This is a genomic window from Parabacteroides sp. merdae-related_45_40, assembly GCF_001915675.1.
This window is the reverse complement of record NZ_MNQY01000133.1, coordinates 1-22,673: the sequence shown is the minus strand read 5'-3', so window position 1 is coordinate 22,673 and position 22,673 is coordinate 1. Positions and strand designations below refer to the sequence as shown.

The 22,673-nt window shown below is 46.6% G+C and carries 21 protein-coding genes; 14 read left to right on the top strand and 7 right to left on the bottom strand.

The window, feature by feature from the left end:
• Positions 1-49: 49 nt before the first annotated feature.
• Both BHV83_RS18960 and BHV83_RS18955 read right to left on the bottom strand, forming a co-directional pair.
• On the bottom strand, positions 50-886 hold the full coding sequence (locus tag BHV83_RS18960) for an AraC family transcriptional regulator (protein WP_005642713.1): 837 nt from the start codon (positions 884-886) through the stop codon (positions 50-52).
• 30 nt (positions 887-916) lie between these two features.
• Positions 917-1,723, bottom strand: coding sequence for a helix-turn-helix domain-containing protein (locus tag BHV83_RS18955; RefSeq protein WP_122206238.1), 807 nt, complete (start codon positions 1,721-1,723; stop codon positions 917-919).
• Positions 1,724-1,937: 214 nt separating this feature from the next.
• Between BHV83_RS18955 and BHV83_RS18950 the strand changes: the two genes are divergently transcribed.
• The 4 genes from BHV83_RS18950 to BHV83_RS18935 all read left to right on the top strand — a co-directional run bounded on the left by BHV83_RS18950 (position 1,938) and on the right by BHV83_RS18935 (position 6,380).
• Entirely contained in the window at positions 1,938-2,846 is a 909-nt protein-coding gene (locus BHV83_RS18950) for a DUF2156 domain-containing protein (RefSeq protein WP_005639156.1), read from the top strand.
• A gap of 9 nt (positions 2,847-2,855) precedes the next feature.
• Positions 2,856-3,800 (top strand): GNAT family N-acetyltransferase, encoded by a 945-nt coding sequence (locus BHV83_RS18945; protein ID WP_005639154.1) that lies wholly within the window; start codon positions 2,856-2,858, stop codon positions 3,798-3,800.
• 130 nt (positions 3,801-3,930) lie between these two features.
• Positions 3,931-5,274 carry an MATE family efflux transporter gene (locus tag BHV83_RS18940; RefSeq protein ID WP_005639152.1) on the top strand — a complete coding sequence of 448 codons (1,344 nt, stop codon included), beginning with the start codon at positions 3,931-3,933 and terminating at the stop codon, positions 5,272-5,274.
• Positions 5,275-5,453: 179 nt separating this feature from the next.
• Entirely contained in the window at positions 5,454-6,380 is a 927-nt protein-coding gene (locus BHV83_RS18935; RefSeq protein WP_005639150.1) for a magnesium transporter CorA family protein, read from the top strand.
• Between the two features lie 268 nt (positions 6,381-6,648).
• Here BHV83_RS18935 and BHV83_RS18930 read toward each other — a convergent pair whose 3' ends face one another.
• Positions 6,649-7,719, bottom strand: coding sequence for a winged helix DNA-binding domain-containing protein (locus BHV83_RS18930; RefSeq protein WP_122206227.1), 1,071 nt, complete (start codon positions 7,717-7,719; stop codon positions 6,649-6,651).
• 10 nt (positions 7,720-7,729) lie between these two features.
• Positions 7,730-9,022, bottom strand: coding sequence for an L-cysteine desulfidase family protein (locus BHV83_RS18925; protein ID WP_122206228.1), 1,293 nt, complete (start codon positions 9,020-9,022; stop codon positions 7,730-7,732).
• 167 nt (positions 9,023-9,189) lie between these two features.
• Between BHV83_RS18925 and BHV83_RS18920 the strand changes: the two genes are divergently transcribed.
• A complete protein-coding gene (locus BHV83_RS18920; RefSeq protein WP_005639142.1) occupies positions 9,190-9,480 on the top strand; it encodes a membrane protein in 291 nt (96 codons plus the stop codon).
• A 4-nt stretch (positions 9,481-9,484) separates the two neighbouring features.
• On the opposite strand, the gene BHV83_RS18915 is transcribed toward BHV83_RS18920, so the two are convergent.
• A complete protein-coding gene (locus BHV83_RS18915; RefSeq protein ID WP_122206229.1) occupies positions 9,485-10,147 on the bottom strand; it encodes a YMGG-like glycine zipper-containing protein in 663 nt (220 codons plus the stop codon).
• Positions 10,148-10,281: 134 nt separating this feature from the next.
• Here BHV83_RS18915 and BHV83_RS18910 point away from each other — a divergent pair, with 134 nt between their 5' ends.
• Complete coding sequence (locus BHV83_RS18910; RefSeq protein WP_286757899.1) at positions 10,282-12,201, top strand: AAA domain-containing protein; 1,920 nt, start codon at positions 10,282-10,284, stop codon at positions 12,199-12,201.
• Positions 12,202-12,355: 154 nt separating this feature from the next.
• Here BHV83_RS18910 and BHV83_RS18905 read toward each other — a convergent pair whose 3' ends face one another.
• Entirely contained in the window at positions 12,356-12,499 is a 144-nt protein-coding gene (locus BHV83_RS18905) for a hypothetical protein (protein ID WP_155143664.1), read from the bottom strand.
• 48 nt (positions 12,500-12,547) lie between these two features.
• Here BHV83_RS18905 and BHV83_RS18900 point away from each other — a divergent pair, with 48 nt between their 5' ends.
• From BHV83_RS18900 to cysK, 6 genes are all read left to right on the top strand, one after another.
• The gene (locus BHV83_RS18900) at positions 12,548-13,414 is read left to right on the top strand and encodes a DUF1573 domain-containing protein (protein ID WP_119216091.1); all 867 of its coding nucleotides are present in this window, start codon (positions 12,548-12,550) and stop codon (positions 13,412-13,414) included.
• Between the two features lie 19 nt (positions 13,415-13,433).
• Positions 13,434-13,715, top strand: a complete 282-nt coding sequence (locus BHV83_RS18895) for a hypothetical protein (protein ID WP_022322449.1) — start codon at positions 13,434-13,436, stop codon at positions 13,713-13,715.
• Positions 13,716-13,909: 194 nt separating this feature from the next.
• Complete coding sequence (locus BHV83_RS18890; RefSeq protein ID WP_119216089.1) at positions 13,910-15,085, top strand: DUF4221 family protein; 1,176 nt, start codon at positions 13,910-13,912, stop codon at positions 15,083-15,085.
• A gap of 126 nt (positions 15,086-15,211) precedes the next feature.
• Complete coding sequence (locus BHV83_RS18885) at positions 15,212-16,444, top strand: Cof-type HAD-IIB family hydrolase (protein ID WP_005639136.1); 1,233 nt, start codon at positions 15,212-15,214, stop codon at positions 16,442-16,444.
• On the top strand, positions 16,441-17,562 hold the full coding sequence (locus tag BHV83_RS18880) for an isochorismate synthase (protein ID WP_119216088.1): 1,122 nt from the start codon (positions 16,441-16,443) through the stop codon (positions 17,560-17,562). The genes BHV83_RS18885 and BHV83_RS18880 overlap by 4 nt, the downstream gene beginning before the upstream one ends.
• 12 nt (positions 17,563-17,574) lie before the next feature.
• Positions 17,575-18,516, top strand: a complete 942-nt coding sequence (gene cysK, locus BHV83_RS18875; protein WP_286757898.1) for a cysteine synthase A — start codon at positions 17,575-17,577, stop codon at positions 18,514-18,516.
• A gap of 20 nt (positions 18,517-18,536) precedes the next feature.
• Here cysK and BHV83_RS18870 read toward each other — a convergent pair whose 3' ends face one another.
• Complete coding sequence (locus BHV83_RS18870) at positions 18,537-19,451, bottom strand: ThuA domain-containing protein (RefSeq protein WP_122206234.1); 915 nt, start codon at positions 19,449-19,451, stop codon at positions 18,537-18,539.
• Between the two features lie 93 nt (positions 19,452-19,544).
• Here BHV83_RS18870 and BHV83_RS18865 point away from each other — a divergent pair, with 93 nt between their 5' ends.
• The gene (locus tag BHV83_RS18865) at positions 19,545-20,405 is read left to right on the top strand and encodes a hypothetical protein (protein WP_122116111.1); all 861 of its coding nucleotides are present in this window, start codon (positions 19,545-19,547) and stop codon (positions 20,403-20,405) included.
• 46 nt (positions 20,406-20,451) lie between these two features.
• Entirely contained in the window at positions 20,452-21,993 is a 1,542-nt protein-coding gene (locus BHV83_RS18860) for a ClC family H(+)/Cl(-) exchange transporter (protein ID WP_286757897.1), read from the top strand.
• Positions 21,994-22,673 lie beyond the last annotated feature (680 nt).

Here is a 22,673-nt window from a genome sequence, read left to right as displayed (position 1 = left end):
GCGGATACTACAACCCGGACAAGCGACCAGCCCGTCATCGCCACTATTATCATTTTTTATATTGGTGGCGATATTCGGTCGCGCTTAGTCCGGCTGCGTTCTTAAAGAAACGGCTGAACGCAGCCTGGTCTTCGAATCCTAGCATCAAAGCGATCTCTTTAGAGCTTTTAGCCGTATAAAGCAGTAAACGCCGGGCTTCTGCCTGAATGCGGTTATGGATGATACGGATGGCGGAAGGCTGCTGATAGGCGGAAAGGATATTTGCCAGTGTCTTCGGGGATTTGTTCAGCATGTCCGCATATTCCTGCACCTGTTTTTTCTCCTTAAAATAGGTATCGACCAGGACATAGAATTTGCGGATCGTCTCGAACTGGAGGCTGTTCTCCCGAACAGCTCCCTGCCGATCTTCCGCTATTCGCGTACATAATATGATAAACCGTTTCAACAATACCCGGAGCATCTCGTCTTGCAGGTGATCGGTACTGAGAAACTCCTCTTGCATGATCCTCGTCAGCGTGTCGATCTTCCGCCGTTCATCTTCCGAAAGGACAAAAGTCAGCACATGCGATGAACCGTGAAACAGCAACCCATTGCACGAGACCTCATGGTCGTTGCCATGTATACAGTAGAAATTGCCGTTGAACATCAAAGCATAGCATTTGCCTTCGATGCGCAGAAACTCCAAATGATGCAAATGGGAAAGCGGAACGAGCTGCCCCTTCTTCAAAACAACATGCTGATGATCGATATCCAACTCCACTTCGCCGGAATCCACCCATATAAATTTATACAGCGTTTTGTCTTTCAGAAGATCCGGGTCTTCATGGAGCGAATCGGTCAAGACGATCCGCCCCTTTATTTTCGCATTCTCAAATGTCCATTTCATGGTATCTTAATTTTCAATTTTCAAATTCCACTACCTCCAGTTCCCTGGCAACTCTCCCGTATGCCGCCTGAACCAACGCGCAAAGGTATCATAATTAGAGAAATTAAGCATCATAGCAATGCGGGAAGATCTCAGTCGAGTTTTAATCAGTAAGTCTTTCGCCTCAAGCAATACATACTGGCTGATCCATTCCGCAGCCGAAATACCGGAATGCAATTTACATTTGTTATTCAGTTCCGCCGAAGTCATTCCCAACTTCTCGGCAAAATAATAAACCGGATAATGATGATAACGCCTAATCAGCAAAGCGAAATCGTGGAAGAAAGGCGGAACCTCGCTATCCCGGTCGTCCGCCAGATGCCCTTCCTGCTGGAGGAAGAAAATAAGGGCGCGCAAAAGCGATTCCACCACTTTGACACGGACATCGCTCATTCGCTCGATTTGTGACTGCATCAGCTGGATATAAAGCCCGGACTCCTCCAGTTCGTCCGGTGTAATCGTCCGGAACATCAGACGTTGCCGATTGATCAGCAGATCGCTACCGGCATAGATCACGATCCCTTCAAAACCTGTCTCCGAAAAACGGGATATCTCACTCACATCTTCCACAGACGCCAGGAACACCTGTCCGGCAACTATGGAGATTTCCTTTCCAAGTGCTTTGCATTCGAACTTTCCTCCCCGGCAGATCACAGCAAGAGTTCCCGGTTCCAAAGGCAACAGTTCATGATCCTGCCCAGCTTCGACGTGAATGACCTTTAAAGCACTTTCCAATGTCAAATTTGCAATCGACACGGCATGATAGAGGTCGATCGGTAATATTTTATCAGCATTCATTTCCTTCTCACTTTTAAATAAAAACCATTTCACTTCGAACATTTAAAGATAGATGTTAGTTTAATATACACTATCATTTTTATATTTAGTTAAATTGCTATTAATAGCATTTATAGGGTTTATCACGCAATAAACAAAATCGATTGTTTTTATTAAAGATAAAACATTCAGCCATTTTTATTAGTTTTATATTTGCACATCAAAAAAGAAAAAGATGAAGATACCGTTTAAACCAATTGAAATCGAAGATAGAGATATTATAACATCCTTTACGATACCGAGCAATTATAAAAATTGCGATTATTCATTTGCCAACATCTGCAGTTGGCGGTTTCTCTACGATAGCGAGTTCGCCATTGTCAACGGCAGCTTGCTGATCCGTTTCTGGATCGAAAACAAAACGAGAGTCGCTTATATGACTCCTACAGGTCAAGGCAACCTGAAACAAGCAATCGACCTGTTGGAAGCCGACTCGCTCGAACAAGGCCACCCGCTCTGTATGTTAGGCGTAACGCCAGATGCCAAAGAAGAACTCGAAAAGGCAATTCCCGGCGGATTTTTCTACATCCCCGAACGGAATTATTTCGATTACATCTACTTGCGTGAAGACCTGGCAACCCTAAAAGGGAAAAAATACCAGGCAAAACGCAATCATATCAACAAATTCAATAAGAAGTTTGCCTACGAATATATTCCTATCACACCAGAACTGGTTCCCGAATGCCTTCAGCTCGAATGTAAATGGTACAAAGCCAACCGGGAAGATAATGACGAGGAGGATCTGAACGACGAACGCCGTTCTATAATCTACGCCTTGAACCATTATGACGAATTGGGACTTATTGGAGGAGCCATTTGCGTAGACCATCAGATTGTCGCTTTCACTTTTGGTGCCCCGATCAACCATAATACTTTCGGCGTCCACGTAGAAAAGGCGAATGTGAACTATGAGGGGGCTTATGCTGTTATCAACAAAGAATTCGCCTCTCACCTTCCGGAAAAATACACCTATGTGAACCGAGAGGAAGACTTGGGTATTCCCGGTCTGCGCCAGGCTAAACTTTCGTATAACCCGTTCATCCTATTGGAAAAATCCGCGGCAATAAAGAAACCTGCAAAATAATATTGAACGATGGATAACAACAAATCTCAATTGATCGACCTGTGGCGTACTTCTTTCAACGACAGCGAAGAATTTATCAAACTATTCTTCGATCGGGTTTACAAAAAAGAAAACGCCCTGTTTATAGAGAAAAACGGAAAAATCGTTTCCGCTCTTCAAATGCTTCCGTATGTCATGACTTACTACGGAAAGGAGATATCCGTAAACTATATATATGGAGCCTGCACTCTTCCCTCCGAACGAGGTCAGGGACTTATGCGCCAACTGATACAGAAAGCATTCGAAGTGATGGAAAGCCGGAAAGTGGCCTTAACAGTCATTATCCCGGCCGATCCATGGCTGTTCGACTATTACCGCGATTTAGGATATACGGAAGCTTTCGACTATTCAGAAGAAACGTATATCCGCCCTTCTGAAATAGTACTGGAACAGGGTGTTTTGGTTGTACCGCCCGAAGTACCTTCGATGGAGTCTCTCTACAATTTTTTTAATAAGAAGCAGAGAGAACGTATTTGCTATGTGCTGCACGGTTATGACGATTTCGTTACTATCCTGCGCGAATTACAGATGTCCGGAGGACAAATGCTGACCGCCTTGAACATTCAAGAAGAACCGATCGGAATGATCTTTTTCTATCCTGTCGGCGACTATATCTATGTCAAAGAATTGATGTATGACAACGACAACATCAAGAACCTGCTCTTACAGGAAGCTACAACACAGAGCAAGGTGGAAAAGGCCGTCTGCCGTACTCCTTTCACCGGACCAGGAACTTTCCCTTTAGGTATGGCACGTGTCTTGGACCGCGACCGCCTCATCCATCACTGGGCCTTCACCCACGCAAACTCCGTTCATAACATCGGCGAACTAAAAAAGATGGACACCCAATCGCTCACCCGCCTGTTGCTCGACTATCAGAGCCGGGAAGCTTATATGAGTTTGATGCTTGATTAGCGTTCATTTTACCCAAAAACAAAAGCTCAGCACCACTCCGACAGGTTACGGAGATCCGAAGGAACGATTATCCGATTAATTCGTATTTTTGCAGATCCATACAAAACTATACGAATAAAAAGAGCTGACAATGTTACGGAAAGGAGACCTTACACAAGGAGGTATAACCACCACCCTGCTACAATTCACATTGCCGATGCTGGCAGGATCGCTTTTACAACAATGCTATAACATAGCCGATACACTGATCGTAGGACAATGTATCGGCGCAAATGCGTTGGCAGCGGTCGGTTCCGCCTATACCTTGATGGTTTTCCTGATCTCTATCCTGCTGGGGTTATCGATGGGAAGCGGCACGGTTTTCTCACTGCAATACGGAGCCGGAGACCTGTCCGCCCTGCGACGTAGCATCTATGTTTCTTTCCTGCTGATCGGCACGGTAACCATCTTGCTGAATGTTGCCGTGTTCCTATGGCTCGATCCGATTTTACGATGGTTACAAGTTCCCTATGATATTTATTCGTTGATGCGTAACTATCTGTGGATCATTTTCTGGGGAATAGTCTTTACTTTCCTGTATAATTTTTATGCAGCGTTGCTTCGGGCTGTAGGCGATTCTGTAACACCTTTATGGTTTCTGGCTGTATCGGTCGTTTTGAATATCGGGCTTGATTTGTTTCTTATTCTTGTCCTGGATCAAGGCATCGAAGGAGCGGCAGTCGCAACGGTTATCGCACAGGGAACGGCGGCATCCGGTATCTTGCTGTATACCTATAAAATCCGCCCCGAGCTACGATTACACCGGGAAGATATGCGCTTCGACCGTTCCAGCCTGAGAGAAATCACTTCTTTCTCCACACTGACTTGCGTCCAACAATCTGTGATGAACTTCGGAATATTGATGGTGCAAGGATTGGTAAATAGTTTTGGTACGGTTGTCATGGCCGCATTCGCCGCAGCAGTCAAGATCGACTCTTTCGCCTATATGCCCGTTCAGGAGTTCGGGAATGCTTTTTCCACCTTCATTGCCCAGAATTTCGGAGCGCGGAAAGGGGATCGCATCCGCCGGGGAGTGCGTAGCGCATTTCTTATAACGATCGTCTTTTCCCTTATCATCTCGCTGTTAGTTTTCTTTTTTGCCAAGCCGTTGATGCTTATTTTCGTCCGTCCGGATGAGGCTGAGATACTTCGCATCGGAACAGAATACCTGCGTATCGAAGGAGTTTTTTATTTAGGCATCGGAATCTTGTTCCTCCTTTATGGTTATTACCGGGCCATCCGTATGCCGGGAATGTCTGTCGTGCTTACCATTCTGTCTTTAGGTACACGTGTCGTCCTTTCTTATTGGCTGGCATCCATTCCCACTATTGGGGTCACCGGTATTTGGTGGTCTATTCCTATCGGTTGGTTTCTAGCAGACTTAGCCGGCATTGCCTATTACCATTATCGCAAATATGCAGTCTCACGGACTTGACAAAAATCCGCCTCCGATATACATTTATTACCGGATTTTTCTATCTTTGCAGCCGTAAAAAGTAATGATAAATTATGGACGACAGTATTCCGCGAGAAATAAAAACAGTAAGTAACAAATAACGCGCAGGGGTAAACAGCAAGGCCTCTGTACGTTGACAAAAACGAAAGGAGGCAATAATGAGAACTTTTCTTTATTGTGAAGCCGGCTTTGTGGAAAAAGACCAGTGGCTTCCAAACAGCTGGGTCAATGTAGAATGCCCTACACCGGAAGATATCCATTACCTGACAAACCAATTCAATGTTCCCGAATCTTTCTTAAGCGACATTGCCGATACAGACGAACGCCCGCGTATCGAATATGAAGGGAATTGGCTATTGACCATCATTCGAATCCCGGTACAGAGCCAGGAACAAGGAATCCCTTTCACGACCATCCCTCTGGGGATTATGACGAACAATGAAATCATCATATCTGTTTGCTACTACAAGACGGAACTGATACCGGACTTTATCCGATACACCCGCCGCAAAGAGGTCGTCGTACGTCACAAATATGACCTGATTCTGCGTCTGATCCATTCGTCCGCCGTATGGTTCCTGAAATACCTGAAACAAATCAACAACGAGGTGGCGCATGCCGAAAAGGCACTGGAAAAAAGTATCCGTAATGAAGACTTGCTTCGTCTGATGAAGCTGGAAAAGAGCATGGTTTACTTCAACACATCCATCCGTGGTAATGAAGTGATGCTTACCAAACTGCAAAGCATCTTCCAAGAACCGGTCTATATGGACAACGAACTGGTGGAAGATGTGGAAACAGAATTAAAACAGGCGCACCTCACGGTCAATATCTATAGCGATATCCTGACCGGTACGATGGACGCATTCGCCTCCATCATTTCCAACAACGTGAACACCATCATGAAGCGCATGACCTCCATCTCCATAATCCTGATGGTTCCCACCCTCATCGCCAGCTTCTACGGTATGAACGTCCCGATCTACGGAGAAAATATGCCGCATGGCTTTGCCATCATCGTCATGATCTCCATCACACTATCAGCTTTATCATTTTTCATTTTCAGAAAGATCAAATGGTTCTAAATTAAAAAATCCGCTTTACCTTCACAGGCGAAGCGGATTTAAAATCGATAAGCTTTTTCTAATCAAATATCTAATCAGAAAACAATATCTCGGGAAGGATAATATCTAATTCTGACAAATAAATAGCAAAGGACGTGCCAGAAATAGAAATAAAGATATATTTTAAAACAAACCACTGATATACAAACCAATAAAAATAATACATATAATACAAAAGAAATTGGGGAAGTGTGGAGTGGATTGGGGAAAGTGTGTAAAAATTCCACAATCAAGTGTGGAATCCCGACTTTTGAGCGTGGAAAGAGCAATAATAATCGACTGCCTTTTTCAGCAAATCTTCCGGGAGATCGAGAGATTCATCGAACAAAGAAGTTTCGACAGTAAGAGCTTTCTTCTTCGAATCTTTTTTCCAATTGCCAACGATCCGGCCCTCATACAGGATCACGGGGTAAAAGATACCGAAAGTATTGAATGCCTTATGATGATGTTCATGTAGCATAACGGTCGTCCGGTCTTTATAGCTGATCAGATATTCATCATACGAGGGTAACAGATGCAACACTTTCCGGCAACAGGCCTTCAAGTCACAGGTAACATGCAGGTAAAAAGTTTCCGAATCAAACTTTTCGGTTAGCAGATCGGTTTCGATCAATGCAACCGCATGTCGAGCCTCAGTTGCCGCCAAGCCGGACCACCAGACAAAATCAGACAATGTAGCCGGGGAATGGCTTTGAAAATATAGGGTAGCCAATCGGGCGAGCGCCTCTTCGCGGCTGAGTTCTTTCATCGGAGGCACACGTTCTTCCAACAGAGCATAGGTCGGCTTCTTGTTTTTATCTACCCCGCTGCACACAAGGCCATCCGTTTCAGCACGGACCAGAAAATAATGTATCAAGTGATTGTCTGTCTCGATCCCTGCCCGACCGAACCCATCCATCAACTCCTGTTTTGTCAAACTCTTGTTTCCACCCAACAATTGTTCCAGCAATCTACAACCTTTCGTATAGAAGCTTTCGGTTATCTCCATCTTCCGGCTTCTTGCATAAGAATCGAAGGCTGTCCGTATACGACCTCCCGACAATTGCAGCATCCAGCGGATATCCTCTGCTACGATGAAATGCCAGGTCGGTCGTAATATATGGGTACGCAGGATTTCCCCCTTTGCAAGCGCATCGTCCACCACCCGCAACGAAGAAGACTTCAAGCGAGTCCCGACCGCCCATTTCGCCATCGTATATTCCTGTGCTTGGACAGCTCCCATCCAGGCAACCAATTCCTTCGGACTCCTAAACCGGGGCTTTGCCAATTGATGGCTCAACAGACGAATATCGGTCAACATATTCTTACCGTTAGCAGGATTTTCCGGTCATAATATCCAATACCAGCTTATCGGTGGCTTCCATTCCTTTGGAACCGATAGAAGTCAGGTTAATGATCGACTTGTCGACATTCTCATCAATAATGCCCTCGACCGGAGTCACCACCTTGTTTTCCATTGCCATCAACGCAGACAGCATAGCAGTCGAAACACCGCTGGAAACTTTCATGGCACAACTGGGCTTCGCCCCATCGCATATCATACCGGTAATATTGCCGATCATATTCTTGATTGCATAGGAAATCTGCACTTTATCGCCTCCCATCAGATAGGTAATGCCGCAACTGGCTCCCGTGGCGGCCACCACACAACCGCAAAGGGCGGACAAGCGCCCCAGGCTTTGCTTGATATAGATGACCATCAGATGGCTTAACATCAGAGCACGGATTAACTGTTCTTCCGAACATTCGATGTCTTCGGCAAAAGAAAGGACGGGAAGTGTCGCTGCAATCCCCTGGTTTCCACTACCGGAGTTACTCATCACCGGGATCATGGCGCCATCCATGCGGGCATCACAGGCAGCAGCCGTCATTGCCAGCATATGGGTATAGGCAGAGTCTCCCATATATTTACGTCCGTATACACCGGAAACGGTCTTGCTGACCGTATGTCCGAAATTTCCTTTCAGTGAAGCCTCGGCTGCTTTCCGGTTCAGATCGGCAGTTTCCAGGATAAAGCGGATCTCATCGAGCGGCATTTCCATCGCAAACTCATACACAGTAGAGAAAGAGAGCCTCAATTCGTCTTCATCGCCCGAAGCATCACAGGAAACACCTTCTTTCCTCCGGTCTGTCAATACCACACCATTCTTCTCCACATACACGACATTCGTATGTTCATGGCAGATTATCACCCGCGAAGTTTCATCTACGGCTGAACAAATCACTTCGATATAGAGCTTGTCGACATTATCCTTTAAAGCGATATGAATCCGTTTATCTTCGATCACCTGCTTTCCTTCAGCAAGCGCTTCTGGTGTCAGGTCACGCAATACTTCAAGACCATAAGCAGACTTGCCGATCAACGTACCCAAAGCAACCGCTATAGGCAACCCGACCATTCCGGTTCCAGGAATTCCGACACCCATCGCATTCTTCAGGATGTTGGCGCTCAGAAATACTTCCGTTTTCTCCGGTTTACAGCCTAAAACCTCGGCAGCCTTAGCGGCAGCCAATGCGACCGCAACCGGTTCCGTACAACCGATAGCGGGAATCACCTCCTGATGTATAAGTTTGATGATTTGTGTTTGAGTTGTTTTATCCATGAATATAGATTTCTTTGACTTTATGATTGCAAAGATAAGACATCCTTTTCAAAACATAGGTATTTCGATTGCGGAACATAGATAATTTGAACTATTTCTTTATTAAATAAAGGAATACCCGACAGAAAAATGTACATTTGTTTCATCTAATAAATAATTAATAAATTATGGGAACTTTAGGCTGCATAAATGATATGTTACAACGGGACAAAGAAAACCGCGAGCTCCGGAAATTAAGCAAAGAACGCCTAAAGGAAACCCGAAACAGGCTCATGAAAATCGGGAGCAGTACCAAACTACCCGATACATCCGTTGAAGAAATGAAAGAAATTCGAAAAAAGACTATAGAGAAAGAAAAAGCAGATGCCAACCATCTATCCAAAATAAAATTACTTTTAGCCATATTTGTCTTATTCGTCCTCCTTTCAGTATGGCTGTTTTATTCTCTCATCAGATAAGATCTCATTTGTCACCACCGGCAGTTTTGACCGTAAAGATTTCCTCTTCCGTGCCGTTGCCACGCCCTTCTTTCAGACGGACGCTGAACACAGCTTCACCTGTACGCAACTTCGGGGAGGCCTGCACCATGACATTATAGGTGATACGGTCATCGCGGGTGATTTTGGTGATCTTGACAGGTTCGGACAGTTTCAGATGTTTGCCCTTCTCAACTTTTACTATTGGTTCCACGTCCAAAGCATCCTGAAAGCTGTTATTCACGATCACAAGGGAGATATGGCAGGTCTCACCCGCATTGATCTTATCGTCGCGAGTGACACTGTCCTCTTCCAATAAGATGTCTTCGATCTGCAAATCGGGAAGGAGAACATGCGAAGACGGCGTATAATTTCCCGGATTCCTCTTCTCCACTCTTACCACGTCACCTGTATTTGCAGCGATCTGCGCACCGGCGATTCCTCCGACCGCCGTCCCGACAAACGCCCCTATGTCACCCCCTATATCATCGTCTATGGAATTTCCGACCGCTCCGCCGAAAAGCCATCCGACAAAAGCGCCTATCTGGGCCCCTACGCCAGCCCGGTCTGCACGGCTCATATTCCTCATCGAACCGCATCCTGTCAGAACCAACAAAGATAAGACCGCATATAGAACTCTGTTTTTCATACTCAGCAATTTTAATCCTCCCAATTAATAAACAAAGATAGCCATCCATTTGATTTAATGACATCGGAAAGGAGAAAAACCCCTATCCGATTGCGTTTTTTTATGTAAGTTTGCGCCCGATTAAACAAAGAATGATGACAACTCAATTCAAGACTCCGACCGCAGACCTGCAACATCAGTACGATCTTCTGCAGAAAGAATTCGAATATGAAAAAGAGATGTATCGGGAACAAACCGAACGGGCCGGCATACACCGCCGCATCCAACAAGGACTATGCTGGTATCCTGTCGTACCGGGAAAGAGCTATTATAACTCCCTGAACCAACTTGTCGTAGAAATAGGGCAGCTGGAGGACAAAGAGACCGAACACAATTTTGAATATGGCCGTCCGGTCTGCTTCTTCACAACAAAAGGAGGCGGGAAACCTGAATACCTGAACTTCTCGGCTGTCATCAGTTATGTGCAAGACGACCGGATGGTCGTAATATTACCCTCTCCTAACGCACTTACGGAAATACAAAAGGCTGGTGAAATCGGCGTCCAGCTTTATTTCGACGAGACCAGCTACAAGACGATGTTCAACGCCCTGTCCACCGTTATCCAAGCGAAAGGGAACCGGTTAGCTTATCTGCGGGACGTCCTGTTAGGCAAAACACCCGCCGGCCGGCGCATACTTTTCCCCATGCGTTTTCCCTGGCTGAACCTGTCGCAGGAAGAGGCGGTCAACCATGTATTGGCGGCAAAGGATGTGTCAATCGTGCACGGTCCTCCCGGAACTGGCAAAACGACCACTTTGGTTGAAGCGATCTATGAGACTTTGCACCGGGAAAATCAGGTAATGGTCTGTGCCCAAAGCAATACGGCCGTAGACTGGATATCCGAAAAACTAGTCGATCGTGGCATTCATGTCCTACGCATCGGCAACCCGACACGCGTAAACGACAAGATGCTTTCCTTCACCTATGAACGGCGTTTCGAATCGCATCCCGACTATGCCGAACTATGGGGAATCCGCAAGGCGATCCGCGAGATACAATCCAATCTCCGCAAAAAGAGCCACGGTGAAAAAGAAACAGCACGCAACCGTCTCTCCCGTCTCCGTTTCCGGGCGACGGAACTGGAAGTGAAGATCGACACGGAATTGTTCGACGAGGCGCGTGTCGTAGCCTGCACGCTGGTCGGATCGGCGAACCGGGTATTGACCAACCGTAACTTCACAACTCTCTTTATCGACGAAGCCGCCCAGGCACTTGAAGCCGCCTGCTGGATTGCGATCGGCAAAGCGGACCGGGTCATCTTAGCGGGCGACCATCACCAGCTCCCTCCTACCATCAAATGTATAGAAGCGGCACGCGGCGGCTTAGACCACACCTTGATGCAAAAAATAACCGACCGGAAGCCTGAAACTGTCTCACTTCTGAAAACGCAGTACCGAATGAACGAAAGCATCATGCGCTTTCCTTCTCGCTGGTTCTACCGGGATGAGCTGCAATCCGCACCGGAAGTCAAGCATCGCGGCATCTTGGAATTCGATACCCCTGTCGTCTGGCTCGACACAGCGGATTGCCATTTCGAAGAAGACCAACTCACCGACAGCATGAGCCGTATCAATAAAGACGAAGCGACCCTGCTTGTCTCGACCTTGCAGAAATATATCGAAAAGATCGGCAAGGAACGGGTATTGGACGAAAGCATTGACTTCGGTCTGATTTCGCCTTACAAATCGCAGGTTCAGTATATCCGCGGACTGATCAAGCGCAATGTTTCCTTCAAACCTTTCCGCCGTCTGATAACCGTCCACACGGTAGATGGCTTCCAAGGGCAGGAGCGAGATGTGATCATGATCAGCCTCGTACGCGCCAACGACAAAGGCCGGATCGGTTTCCTCGGCGACCTGCGCCGCATGAACGTCGCCATCACCCGTGCCCGCATGAAATTGATGATTTTAGGAGACGCACCGACACTGACACGACATGTTTTCTACAAAGAATTATACGAATATATCCGGGAGAACGGACAGGTGGTTGACGTTCACCCCCTTCCTCCGCCATGACCCCTTATTGTCATATTCATAAAAAAGCCATTGGTCCGAATCGAAACTACTACCGCATCTATTTCGATTTTATACCCCGTTTAATTCAAATTACACGCAAGGGTAATATTTTTTAACAAACTACTAATTTTATATACTACAGAAAATGAATTGACTAAGCAAAATCGCCATTTTCAGGGGATATTGTATTTTGTGTAAAGTCTACTTCATCTCTTCCATCCTCAAAAACAGCACAAAATACATCTTGACAAAACTCTTCTTGAGAAAGAAAGGAAATAAAATATTTGATATTTTTCAAGAAAAGATTTGTTTATTCAAAAAAGTTTTTTAAATTTATGTCATTCATATGAAAAGGATAGCTGCCATATTATTGTTGTTGCTATTTTCCTGTTCAGAAAAGAAGCAAAGTTTGCCTGAGTTATTGGAAACATGGCAAGGCAAAGTTGTGAGTTTTCCCACGAATCCCGTATTTACACGATATGGAAAAGATACCGTTGATTTCAATATCCATCCGTCTCCCTATACTATATTGTTTTATGTCGATTCTAATAGTTGTGTGGATTGCAAATTGAAGTTGAACGAATGGAAACAGTTCAAGCAAGAGGTCGATTCGTCAGGTGGAGAAGTACAGTATTTGTTTTTCATCCATAACAAACGTCCAAAGTATGTACGAAATATTTTGAGAAGTGGAAATTTCGACTGGCCGGTTTGTTTGGACCAGAAAAACGAATTGGATCATTTGAACCAATTTCCGGAAGACGAGCAGTTTCATGCTTTTTTATTAGATCGTAACTTCCGCGTGCTGGTCGTCGGTGATCCGATGAGAAACCTTGAAATCCGTAATTTATATTTGAAACATATATTAGGAATGCAGCCCGATTGGGTGAAGCTGGAAACGACGGCTATAGTAGATGATCCCATAAAGGACGTTGGTGAAATTGCCGGGAACAAACCTGTCCGACACTCGTTCAAAATCCGAAACACAGGATTATCGCCTTTAATTGTCACTGATGTCGCAACGACATGCGGTTGCATGCAATACGAATATGATAAAAAACCTGTAGATTCTGGAAAAGAGTTGATTTTTACGTTGATTTACACGCCGAAACATTCAGGTTTCTTTTCAGAAACGGTCCTTGTACGTTGTAATACGAATAAAGCTATCAAAATAATATTGAAAGGGAAAATAAAACCAGCACAGCAGGAATTATAAACTATAAAAACAATGCCTTATGAAACAGAAACTGTTTTCTCTGCTCGCCCTGTTCCTATTTGTGAGCATTGGGCTTACTACCGACACTAAGGCCGATAGTATGGGTAATGAACTGAACTCCTCCGTTTCGGAAAATCTGAAAGCGTTGACTGCTGGGAATCCTAAAAAACAATGTTGGATGGATTTAACAAGCACAAAAACACCTTGTGCTCAATACGGGCAAATAGGATGTGCTCCATGTGATGACTTGTTACCTCCCGGACCATTTCCTCCAACATACCCTCCAAATCCAGGAAGTTGACTAATGTGAGATTTTTGTAAAATTCGTAAAGGAGGTGTGTCGAAACTATCCTGTTCCCGCGCTTGACGCGGGATTGCATTAAAACCGGCCCTATAAAAACCTGATTGATAAGGCCTGTCCTTTTGCGACCCCGCATCAAGTGCGGGGACAAAGAGATTTTGACACACCTCCTTGTTTAATTAATTATCGAATCAATGAGTATGATTTATAGATGGATATTATTCATAGCCTTATTCGGCATATCCCTGTCCTGTTCGGATCACCCGAAGAATTCATCTTCCGATATGGAACCTTTGGATATCGTCGAACTTCGTCCTGCAGATAAATGGTTGAAGTTTCCGATAGATGAGGATACGGACATAGGATGGTATCCGACAGTAATAGAAAAAGACGAGCGAGAATACATAATTATCAAAAACAGTGGAATGCCTCAACTTCTGTTTTATGACGTGGATAAGATGGAATGCGTAAGGAAGATCACTTTTCAAATGGAAGGGCCCAATGCGATAGGAAAAGCTCACCGATATTATGTAAAAGGATGGAGTGAGTTTTACTGGCTCCCACCTTCTGCACAACAATGTTTATTCAAAGTAGATGATGCTGGAGCGGTTCAAGGACGTTATGATTGTAGCAAGGATGACGCTGGAAATTTTTTGCCGCCCATAGAGTCTATTGTTTTTATTGATTCTTTGGTTCATATACAATTGTACCATTATAATCATAATCAGCAAGAAGAAAAGACATCTGTGGCTGCGGTGTTGGATACCGTTCATAAAGTTGTCAAGCAATTTTCTTTTTATCATCCTTCAAAACCGACGATGGATGATTTGTATAAAGGAAGATTACGGGCTGGTGATGAATATGTGTCTTGTTTATTTGATGGAGCTAACTTTGTGTATGTTTTTGGCCAAAATGATTCTATTTATGTTGCAACAGCAGATCATAAAAACGTAAAAGGTTATAATGCTAAAAGCAAGTACTTGAAACCAGCCAAATATATTCCAAAACCTCATTATGCTGCTTTAAATGGTTATTTGAGAGAAAGCAACCAGCAACAATTTTATCATTACATCTACTACGACAAATACCGCGAAGTCTATTACCGCCTTGCCTACCCGGAATCGGAGGTCGATCCAAAAGAGAACCAACAGGACATTTGGAGTTTCGGCCGTCGGACCTGTTCGATTGTGATTTTGGACAAAAACTTCCGCATCATCGGCGAGACACTGTTGCCGGACTACCGCTATCAGAACCGTTCGATCGTTGTCCTGAAAGACGGCCTTTACATCTGCGACAGCCATTACAAGCGAGAAGATTATGACGAAAACGTGTGGAGCTTCCAACGGTTTGACTTGATGAAGAAAAAATAAGAGGAGGTTTTTGATCTTTGGCTAAGCGCGGACAAGGTTATTTTTAGCACGGTTGTCCTTTCTGTCAAGCGAGCGGAAGCAAAAATTCCGTATATTTGTATCATTAACAAAAAATACAAAAAGGCCATGAAGTATAAATTATTAGTTCTCGACGTAGACGGGACGCTGCTCAACAATCAGAAAGAGATCAGCCCCCGTACCCTGGCTGCCCTTCTGAAGGTACAGCAAATGGGGGTACATATCGTATTGGCATCAGGAAGACCGACTAATGGAGTCATGCCCATCGCTGAAAAGCTGGAACTGAATCATTACGGAGGTTACATTCTTTCTTACAACGGCGGTCAGATCATCAACGTGCAGACCGGTGAACTATTATTCGAGAAGCGCATCGATCCGGAATGGATCCCCTATTTCGAAAAGAAAGCAAAGAAAAACGACTTTGCCATCTTCACCTATCACAAAGACTTCATCCTGACGGACAAACCGGATAACAAGTATGTCATCCAAGAAGCCAACCTGAACAAGATGCAGATTGTCGGTGTCGACAACTTTGCCGAAGCCGTCGATTTCCCGCCCTGCAAATGTATGCTGGCAAGTGACGACGAAGAAGCGCTCATCGGTTTGGAGAATCATTGGAAAAAACGCCTCGACGGTGTGCTGGATGCATTCAGGTCGGAACCTTATTTCTTAGAAGTCGTTCCCCAGTTCATCGACAAGGGAAACACTTTGGGCGTGCTGATGACCAAACTGTCCGTATCGCCGGAAGAAGTGATCGCGATCGGCGACGGCGTTTGCGACGTGACCATGTTGCAACTTGCCGGTGTCGGGATCGCGATGGGAAATGCGGAAGATTCGGTGAAGGCTTGTGTGGACAAGACGACACTCACCAACGAAGAAGAAGGCGTAGCCGTGGCCGTCGAACGGACAATCCTGGCTGAAATACGTCCGACGGAAGTACCGCTCGACCAGTTGAATATGCGTGCCAGACACGCTCTAATGGGAAACCTCGGCATCCAATATACATATGCATCCGAAGACCGTGTAGAAGCGACCATGCCGGTAGACGAACGCACCCGCCAGCCATTCGGCATCCTACATGGCGGGGCGACACTCGCATTGGCCGAAACGGTTGCCGGGTTAGGATCGATGATCCTGGCCAAACCAGACGAAATCGTGGTCGGTATGCAAGTCAGTGGCAACCATATGTCATCTGCCCATGAAGGAGATACCGTTCGCGCCGTCGGAACCATCATTCACAAAGGACGTTCTTCACACGTTTGGAACGTCGATGTATTCACATCCACAGATAAATTGGTATCATCCATCCGTGTAGTCAACAGCATATTAAAAAAGAAATGACACCAGACGAATTAAGGATTTGTAACGTAGTCGACACATTGATCAGAAAGAACCGGAGTTTTGCACTCTGGCGGATACCAGGAGAATCGCCTCGTTTCGCCATGCAAGCCTCCGGTTCTGCACGTATTCTTTATCATATCGAGGAACTGGACGAACAGAGTGGTTTCGTCATTGCTCCCTTCCATGTAAGCAAACAGCACCCAATCGTACTGATCCGGCCGGACATCCAGAAACTTCCGCCCGATGAGGAAACAAAAGTTTCATACTCGATGCCTGCGGAACAGGAATTCCATCATAGTGAAACGCTTGTCTCCTTCCCCGAAAACCCGAAGGAAGACTACAGCCGTCGTTTCAATGCCTTCATCGAACCGCTACGCCGAAAGCAGTTCGAGAAACTCGTGCTGTCGCGCTGCCAGACGATTCCGGCAGACAGAGCCAACTTCTCCCCTGCCGCCGCTTTCCTCAAGGCAACCGGACGGTACAAATATTCATATGTTTATCTCTGCCATACTCCCGCGACAGGCACATGGCTGGGCTGCACGCCCGAAATCATCCTCTCCGGCGAGAAAGGAAAATGGCATACGGTCGCCCTTGCCGGCACCCAACCTCTCCAAAACGGGGAACTACCGATAGAATGGGACGACAAAAACAGGGAAGAACAGGAATATGTAGCCTTTTACATACGCAAACAACTGCAAGCATTAGGTATCAAACCGACAGAAACTCCTCCGATCCCGGTACGCGCCGGCGAACTGTCGCATTTGAGAAGCGACTTCAGCTTTCCACTGCCCGATAATAAAAAACTCGGCGAACTGTTGAAACGGCTCCATCCCACGCCTGCCGTTTGCGGACTGCCCAAAGAAGAGACGTATCGCTTTATCCGGGAGAACGAAGGCTACGACCGGAGCTATTATTCAGGCTTTATCGGCTGGCTGGCTCCCGAAGGAAAGAGCGATCTGTATGTAAACTTGCGCTGCATGAACATCTTGCCCGGATCATTTGTTTTATATGCAGGCGGAGGCATTCTTGCTTCTTCGGAGATAGAAAGCGAATGGCTTGAAACGGAAGCAAAAATGCAAACAATGAAGCGACTGATCAATTCAATTGACAAATCATAAATAATATAACCCATGATAGCAAAAAAACTGACTGACCTCATAGGCAATACACCATTGTTGGAGTTCTCAAACTTCAACGCAAGTAAAGGGCTGAAAGCGAAAGTAATCGGAAAGCTGGAATATTTCAACCCGGCAAGTAGCGTAAAAGACCGCATTGCATTGGCAATGATCGAAGATGCGGAAGAAAAGGGTTTGCTGAAACCGGGAGCAACAATCATAGAGCCGACCAGCGGGAACACCGGCGTAGGACTGGCTTTCGTCTCGGCCGCCAAAGGTTATAAATTGGTACTGACAATGCCCGAAACCATGAGCCTGGAACGTCGTAACCTACTGAAAGCATTAGGAGCCAACCTGATCCTCACTCCCGGAACGGAAGGGATGAAAGGTGCCATCGCCAAAGCGGAAGCATTGCGTGATGAAACGCCCGGCTCCATTATCCTGCAACAGTTTGAAAACCCGGCAAACCCTGCCCGGCATGCTAAAACAACCGCACAGGAAATCTGGCGCGATACGGACGGCAAAGTCGATATCTTCGTCGCAGGAGTCGGAACGGGCGGTACGGTAAGCGGCGTTGGCAAAGGACTGAAAGCGCACAATCCGGATGTCAAAATCGTAGCTGTAGAACCGACCGACTCGGCTGTGCTCTCAGGCGGTAAACCCGGACCGCACAAGATACAGGGGATCGGAGCGGGCTTTATCCCTAAAACCTACGACAGCTCGGTGGTCGATGAAATCATCCAGGTAGAAGGAGACGACGCCATCCGCACATCACGCGAACTGGCACAAAAGGAAGGCCTGTTGGTCGGCATTTCTTCCGGAGCAGCCGTATATGCCGCCATGCAACTGGCCCGGCTCCCGGAGAACGAAGGGAAAACGATTGTAGCATTATTACCAGATACGGGCGAGAGATATTTGTCTACAGCATTGTATGCGTTCGAGGAATATCCGCTTTAAGAATTGACAATTGATAATTGTCAATTCTCCTTATAATCTTTCCGATAAGAACAAGTAGTCTCCGTCGGGAAATCTTTCGGGACTTTCTGGGTTACTTTTCCGGTTGCCGCCCATTCGGCTCCACGAAGCAAAAGCACCTGGAAGCCCGTACATTGCATTGCTATATTATCTTCCGTAGTAGCACCGGCATGGCCAAGCATCGTATGGAAGATGCGAGCATTCCCGTAATCGACCGTAAAGACCAGCGGTTCTTCACGACCGGAACCGTTTGTTTCCTTATCCGAATAGGCTGTGTACAAAATATCCCGGATATTGCCCGGTCCCCGCATACGGTCGTAAAGTTCATCTTTGGCATGACGCCATTTCAAAGGCAGGCCCTTCACAACCGGATGCACCTTGTCACGCCCGTTCAGCACATATTCGTGCTGGCGTCCATGAGAACCACCCGGACCCGCCGAACTGTCCTTGACCAGTTTTCCGTCCTTCCAATACACATAAGGGCCGGAATTCTCATTACGTCCTTCCCAACCACCCAAAGCACAGATCCTATTGAACTCCGGCCATTTGGAGAAAGCATTGTCGGCTGCATGATAAATGACAACACCACCGCCGTTCTGCACATATTCCAAGAAGCGGCGGTTCGTCTCCTCCGGCCACGAATCTCCGTTATAGTCCAGCACTACCAACTGGTAAGAGCTAAAGTCGAGCACAAAACCGGACATATCCTTGCCCTGTTCGGGAGAGATGGCAAAGTCCACATCAAAACGACCGGAATTTTCCAGGATTTGTTTCAGCACAACATGGCTCACCTGCCAGTTATGGTTGTTTTGTCCTGTGATCAGTAATGTTTTAATCGGTTTACGCGCCGAAACCGTACAGGCTAACAAGAGGGAAAAGACAACAAAAAACAGCTTCCCAAAATGTAAATGTCTCATGGTACTTTATGGTTTAAAGATTTGTTTGAGGCAAATGTACTAAATCAATATGAAATATGTACTTTTGTGGCCTTAAGAAAAAATACATCCATGATGAAATATTTATCCCGAATATTATTGATAACATTCGTATTTGTCTTTTCAGCCACTTATAGCCATGCCGAGAGTTGGCGCGACAAAACAGAACTGCTCATATATTCTCCGCGCTATTTCGGTCCGAACGCCTTTCCGATCCCGGAAATGAGGGACGGACAGGTGAGCGAGCGGTACGAAGTGGAAGTACGGGGCGAATACCATTATTATACGGGTGACAAGACCTGGGACATCGTGGGGCGTGCCCTGCTGCCCTTCTTCAGGGGGCGCGCGGGAATCGAAGTGAACTGGTGCTTCAAGGAAAAATATAAGATGACACCGGAAACGCGTGACGAACGCTTTGCCGTGGATACGGAAAGCCCGATCAAATATAACGGCGACATCGTTATCAGCTCCTTTTTCCAAGTCCTGAAAAGCGAGAAATGGGTAGATGCGACCATTAGCGCCAATATCAAGACAGCCAGCGGAGGCCGCCTGTGCGACGCCCGTTTTACCGATGCCGCCTCCTACTGGTTCGACGTAAACGTGGGGCGTAACCTGTGGAAAAGTGCCGACGGGAAGGCCTCGATCCGTATGCAGGCGCTCGCCGGGTTCTATTGCTGGATGACGAACGACATGGTGCATCGCCAGAACGACGCCATCTCATACGGAGTCGGGTTCACCGGTAAATACAGAGGCTTCACGCTCGCCACCAACCTGGCCGGGTTCTACGGATACGAAAACAACGGTGACCGCCCCATACATTGGCGCAACAACCTCAGATACGAGATCAAGAAAAACATAATCTCCTTCCGGTATACACACGGAATGAAGGATAACCTGTACGAGACTTATTCGTTGGGATATATCAGATGCTTTTGAGAATTGAAAGCTAAACCAACGGCCTTCGCTCCCTGTTTAAGGGGAGATGAAGATTAATCGGATAGTAAAACTGAAGCTGGTAGATGCCAGACTCTATTTCGTGAGTCTGATCGTAGGACTGCTGACCGGATTGGTGGCGGTTCCTTACCACTATCTGCTGCAACTATTTTTCAATATGCGGAAGAACTTCTTCCAGTCTTCGCCTCCCTGGTATTACCATATCGTCTTATTCCTTGCCCTATGGGGTATCCTCTGCTTCGTCGCCCGGATGGCCAGACGGTGGCCTTACATCGGAGGCGGAGGCATTTCGCAGACACGGGGCGTTATCAATGGACGCATCGAGTATACACATTCCTTTCGTCAACTGCTGGCTAAGTTTGCGGGTGGTGTGCTGACACTCAGCAGCGGTCTCTCGATGGGACGCGAGGGGCCTTCCGTACAAATGGGTTCCTACATAGGTGACCTGGTCAGCAAATGGGGACATATCCTGAGCGGCGAACGCAAACAGCTCCTTGCCGCAGGCGCAGGCGCAGGACTGGCAGCTGCCTTTGCCGCTCCTCTTGCCGCCGCTACGCTGGTGATCGAATCGATCGAACGCTTCGATGCTCCGAAAACGGCTATCACGACGATCCTGGCCGGTGTCGTCGCCGGAGCGATCGCCAGTACGATTTTCCCGATCAACCCGTACCACGACATACAGGCCATCGTGCCCGACCTGTCGATGGGACTGCATATCAAGCTGTATATCCTGTTTGCCGTCATCGTATCGGTTTTCGGCAAACTCTATTCACTGCTGATGCTATACGCCAAACGGATGTACCCGGCCATCCGGCAACCCGAATATATCAAGCTGTTAGGTCTTCTGGGCATGGCATACATCATTTCGCTGACGGTCACTGATCTGACCGGTGGAGGCGAGCAGTTCCTGATGCAACAGGCGGAAGGCGGCAACAGCAATATCTATTGGATTGCAGGGATGATGTTCCTGCACATGGTATTTACCGTTTTTTCCTTCTCCTCCGGATTGCCGGGAGGGAACTTTATCCCGACTCTGGTGACAGGCGGACTGACCGGTAAGCTCTATGCCCTCATCCTGGTGCAACACGGGATCGTCAGGATGGAAAGTGTGAGCTATGTCATGCTGATCGGAATGGGCGCCTTCCTGGTCGCCGTCGTGCGCACTCCTATCACAGCCATTATCCTGATTACGGAGATCACAGGGCATTTCGAAGTTTTCTATCCTTCCATCGTCGTAGGAGGACTCACTTATTATTTCACGGAACTGTTGGGAATAAAGCCGTTCAACGTAATGTTCTATGAAGAGATGATCAACAAACCGGCCTTCCGTGAGCAGAAGCGGCTGACTTTGGACGTGGAAGTGATGGCCGGAGCCTATTTCGACCGCAAGGAGGTCGATACGCTCGAACTTCCCAACCATTGCATAATCATGAATATCCACCGCGACCGCAAAGACATCTCCCCCACCGGACAAACCATACTCCCCGGTGACCAGCTCACCATCGAACTGGACGCCCAAGATATAGAGAAACTGTACGAGCCACTGGTTAGCATGGCCAACATCTACTAAAATATCCCGACCGGCAACTTTAAACGTCCTCCCGGCCATCTCAAATCATTGGACACAAAAACCAAACAGCCTCTCAGGGGAATTATAATCCAGAATTATCAGGTATTTATGTAAAAATATCCGTCCGCGAGACGATTTCAGGGAAGCCGGATGGTTCCTTACCATAGGAGAAATCAATTATCGCATTTTGCCGAACTTACGGATGGGAGCCGGCTATATGTCGTTAGTCCGCTACAAGGCATCGGAGGAACTGCGCAACCGGTTCTGATTCAGGCAGGAAGACATCTATCCACAAAACGAAAGGAAACGTACCGATATGCATTTATGCAGAAGCCATTTTACCATCCTAAGGCACTTTTTTACTAAAGACAAGCAGAAAAAGAGCGGAAAGTAAGCAGAAATGGTTGACAACACCCCCATCTTCCGGCTTTCTACACCCGGATGTTACCACCCTCCACACCCGGATGTCCGAAAAGGGTACACCCGGGTGTCCGGAGTCATATCACACTAATCCTTTGTAATTAAGATACATACTTAGCAGAAAGATCATATATATATTGCTAAAATCCCAGTCGGATGTGTGTCTCGTCCTGAAATAGGTTGACTTCATAAAAGTCAACAAAGATGAAAAAAGAGAAGTCATTGACTCGTCGCAAGGGTGAACCTTATCCTTTGGAGAT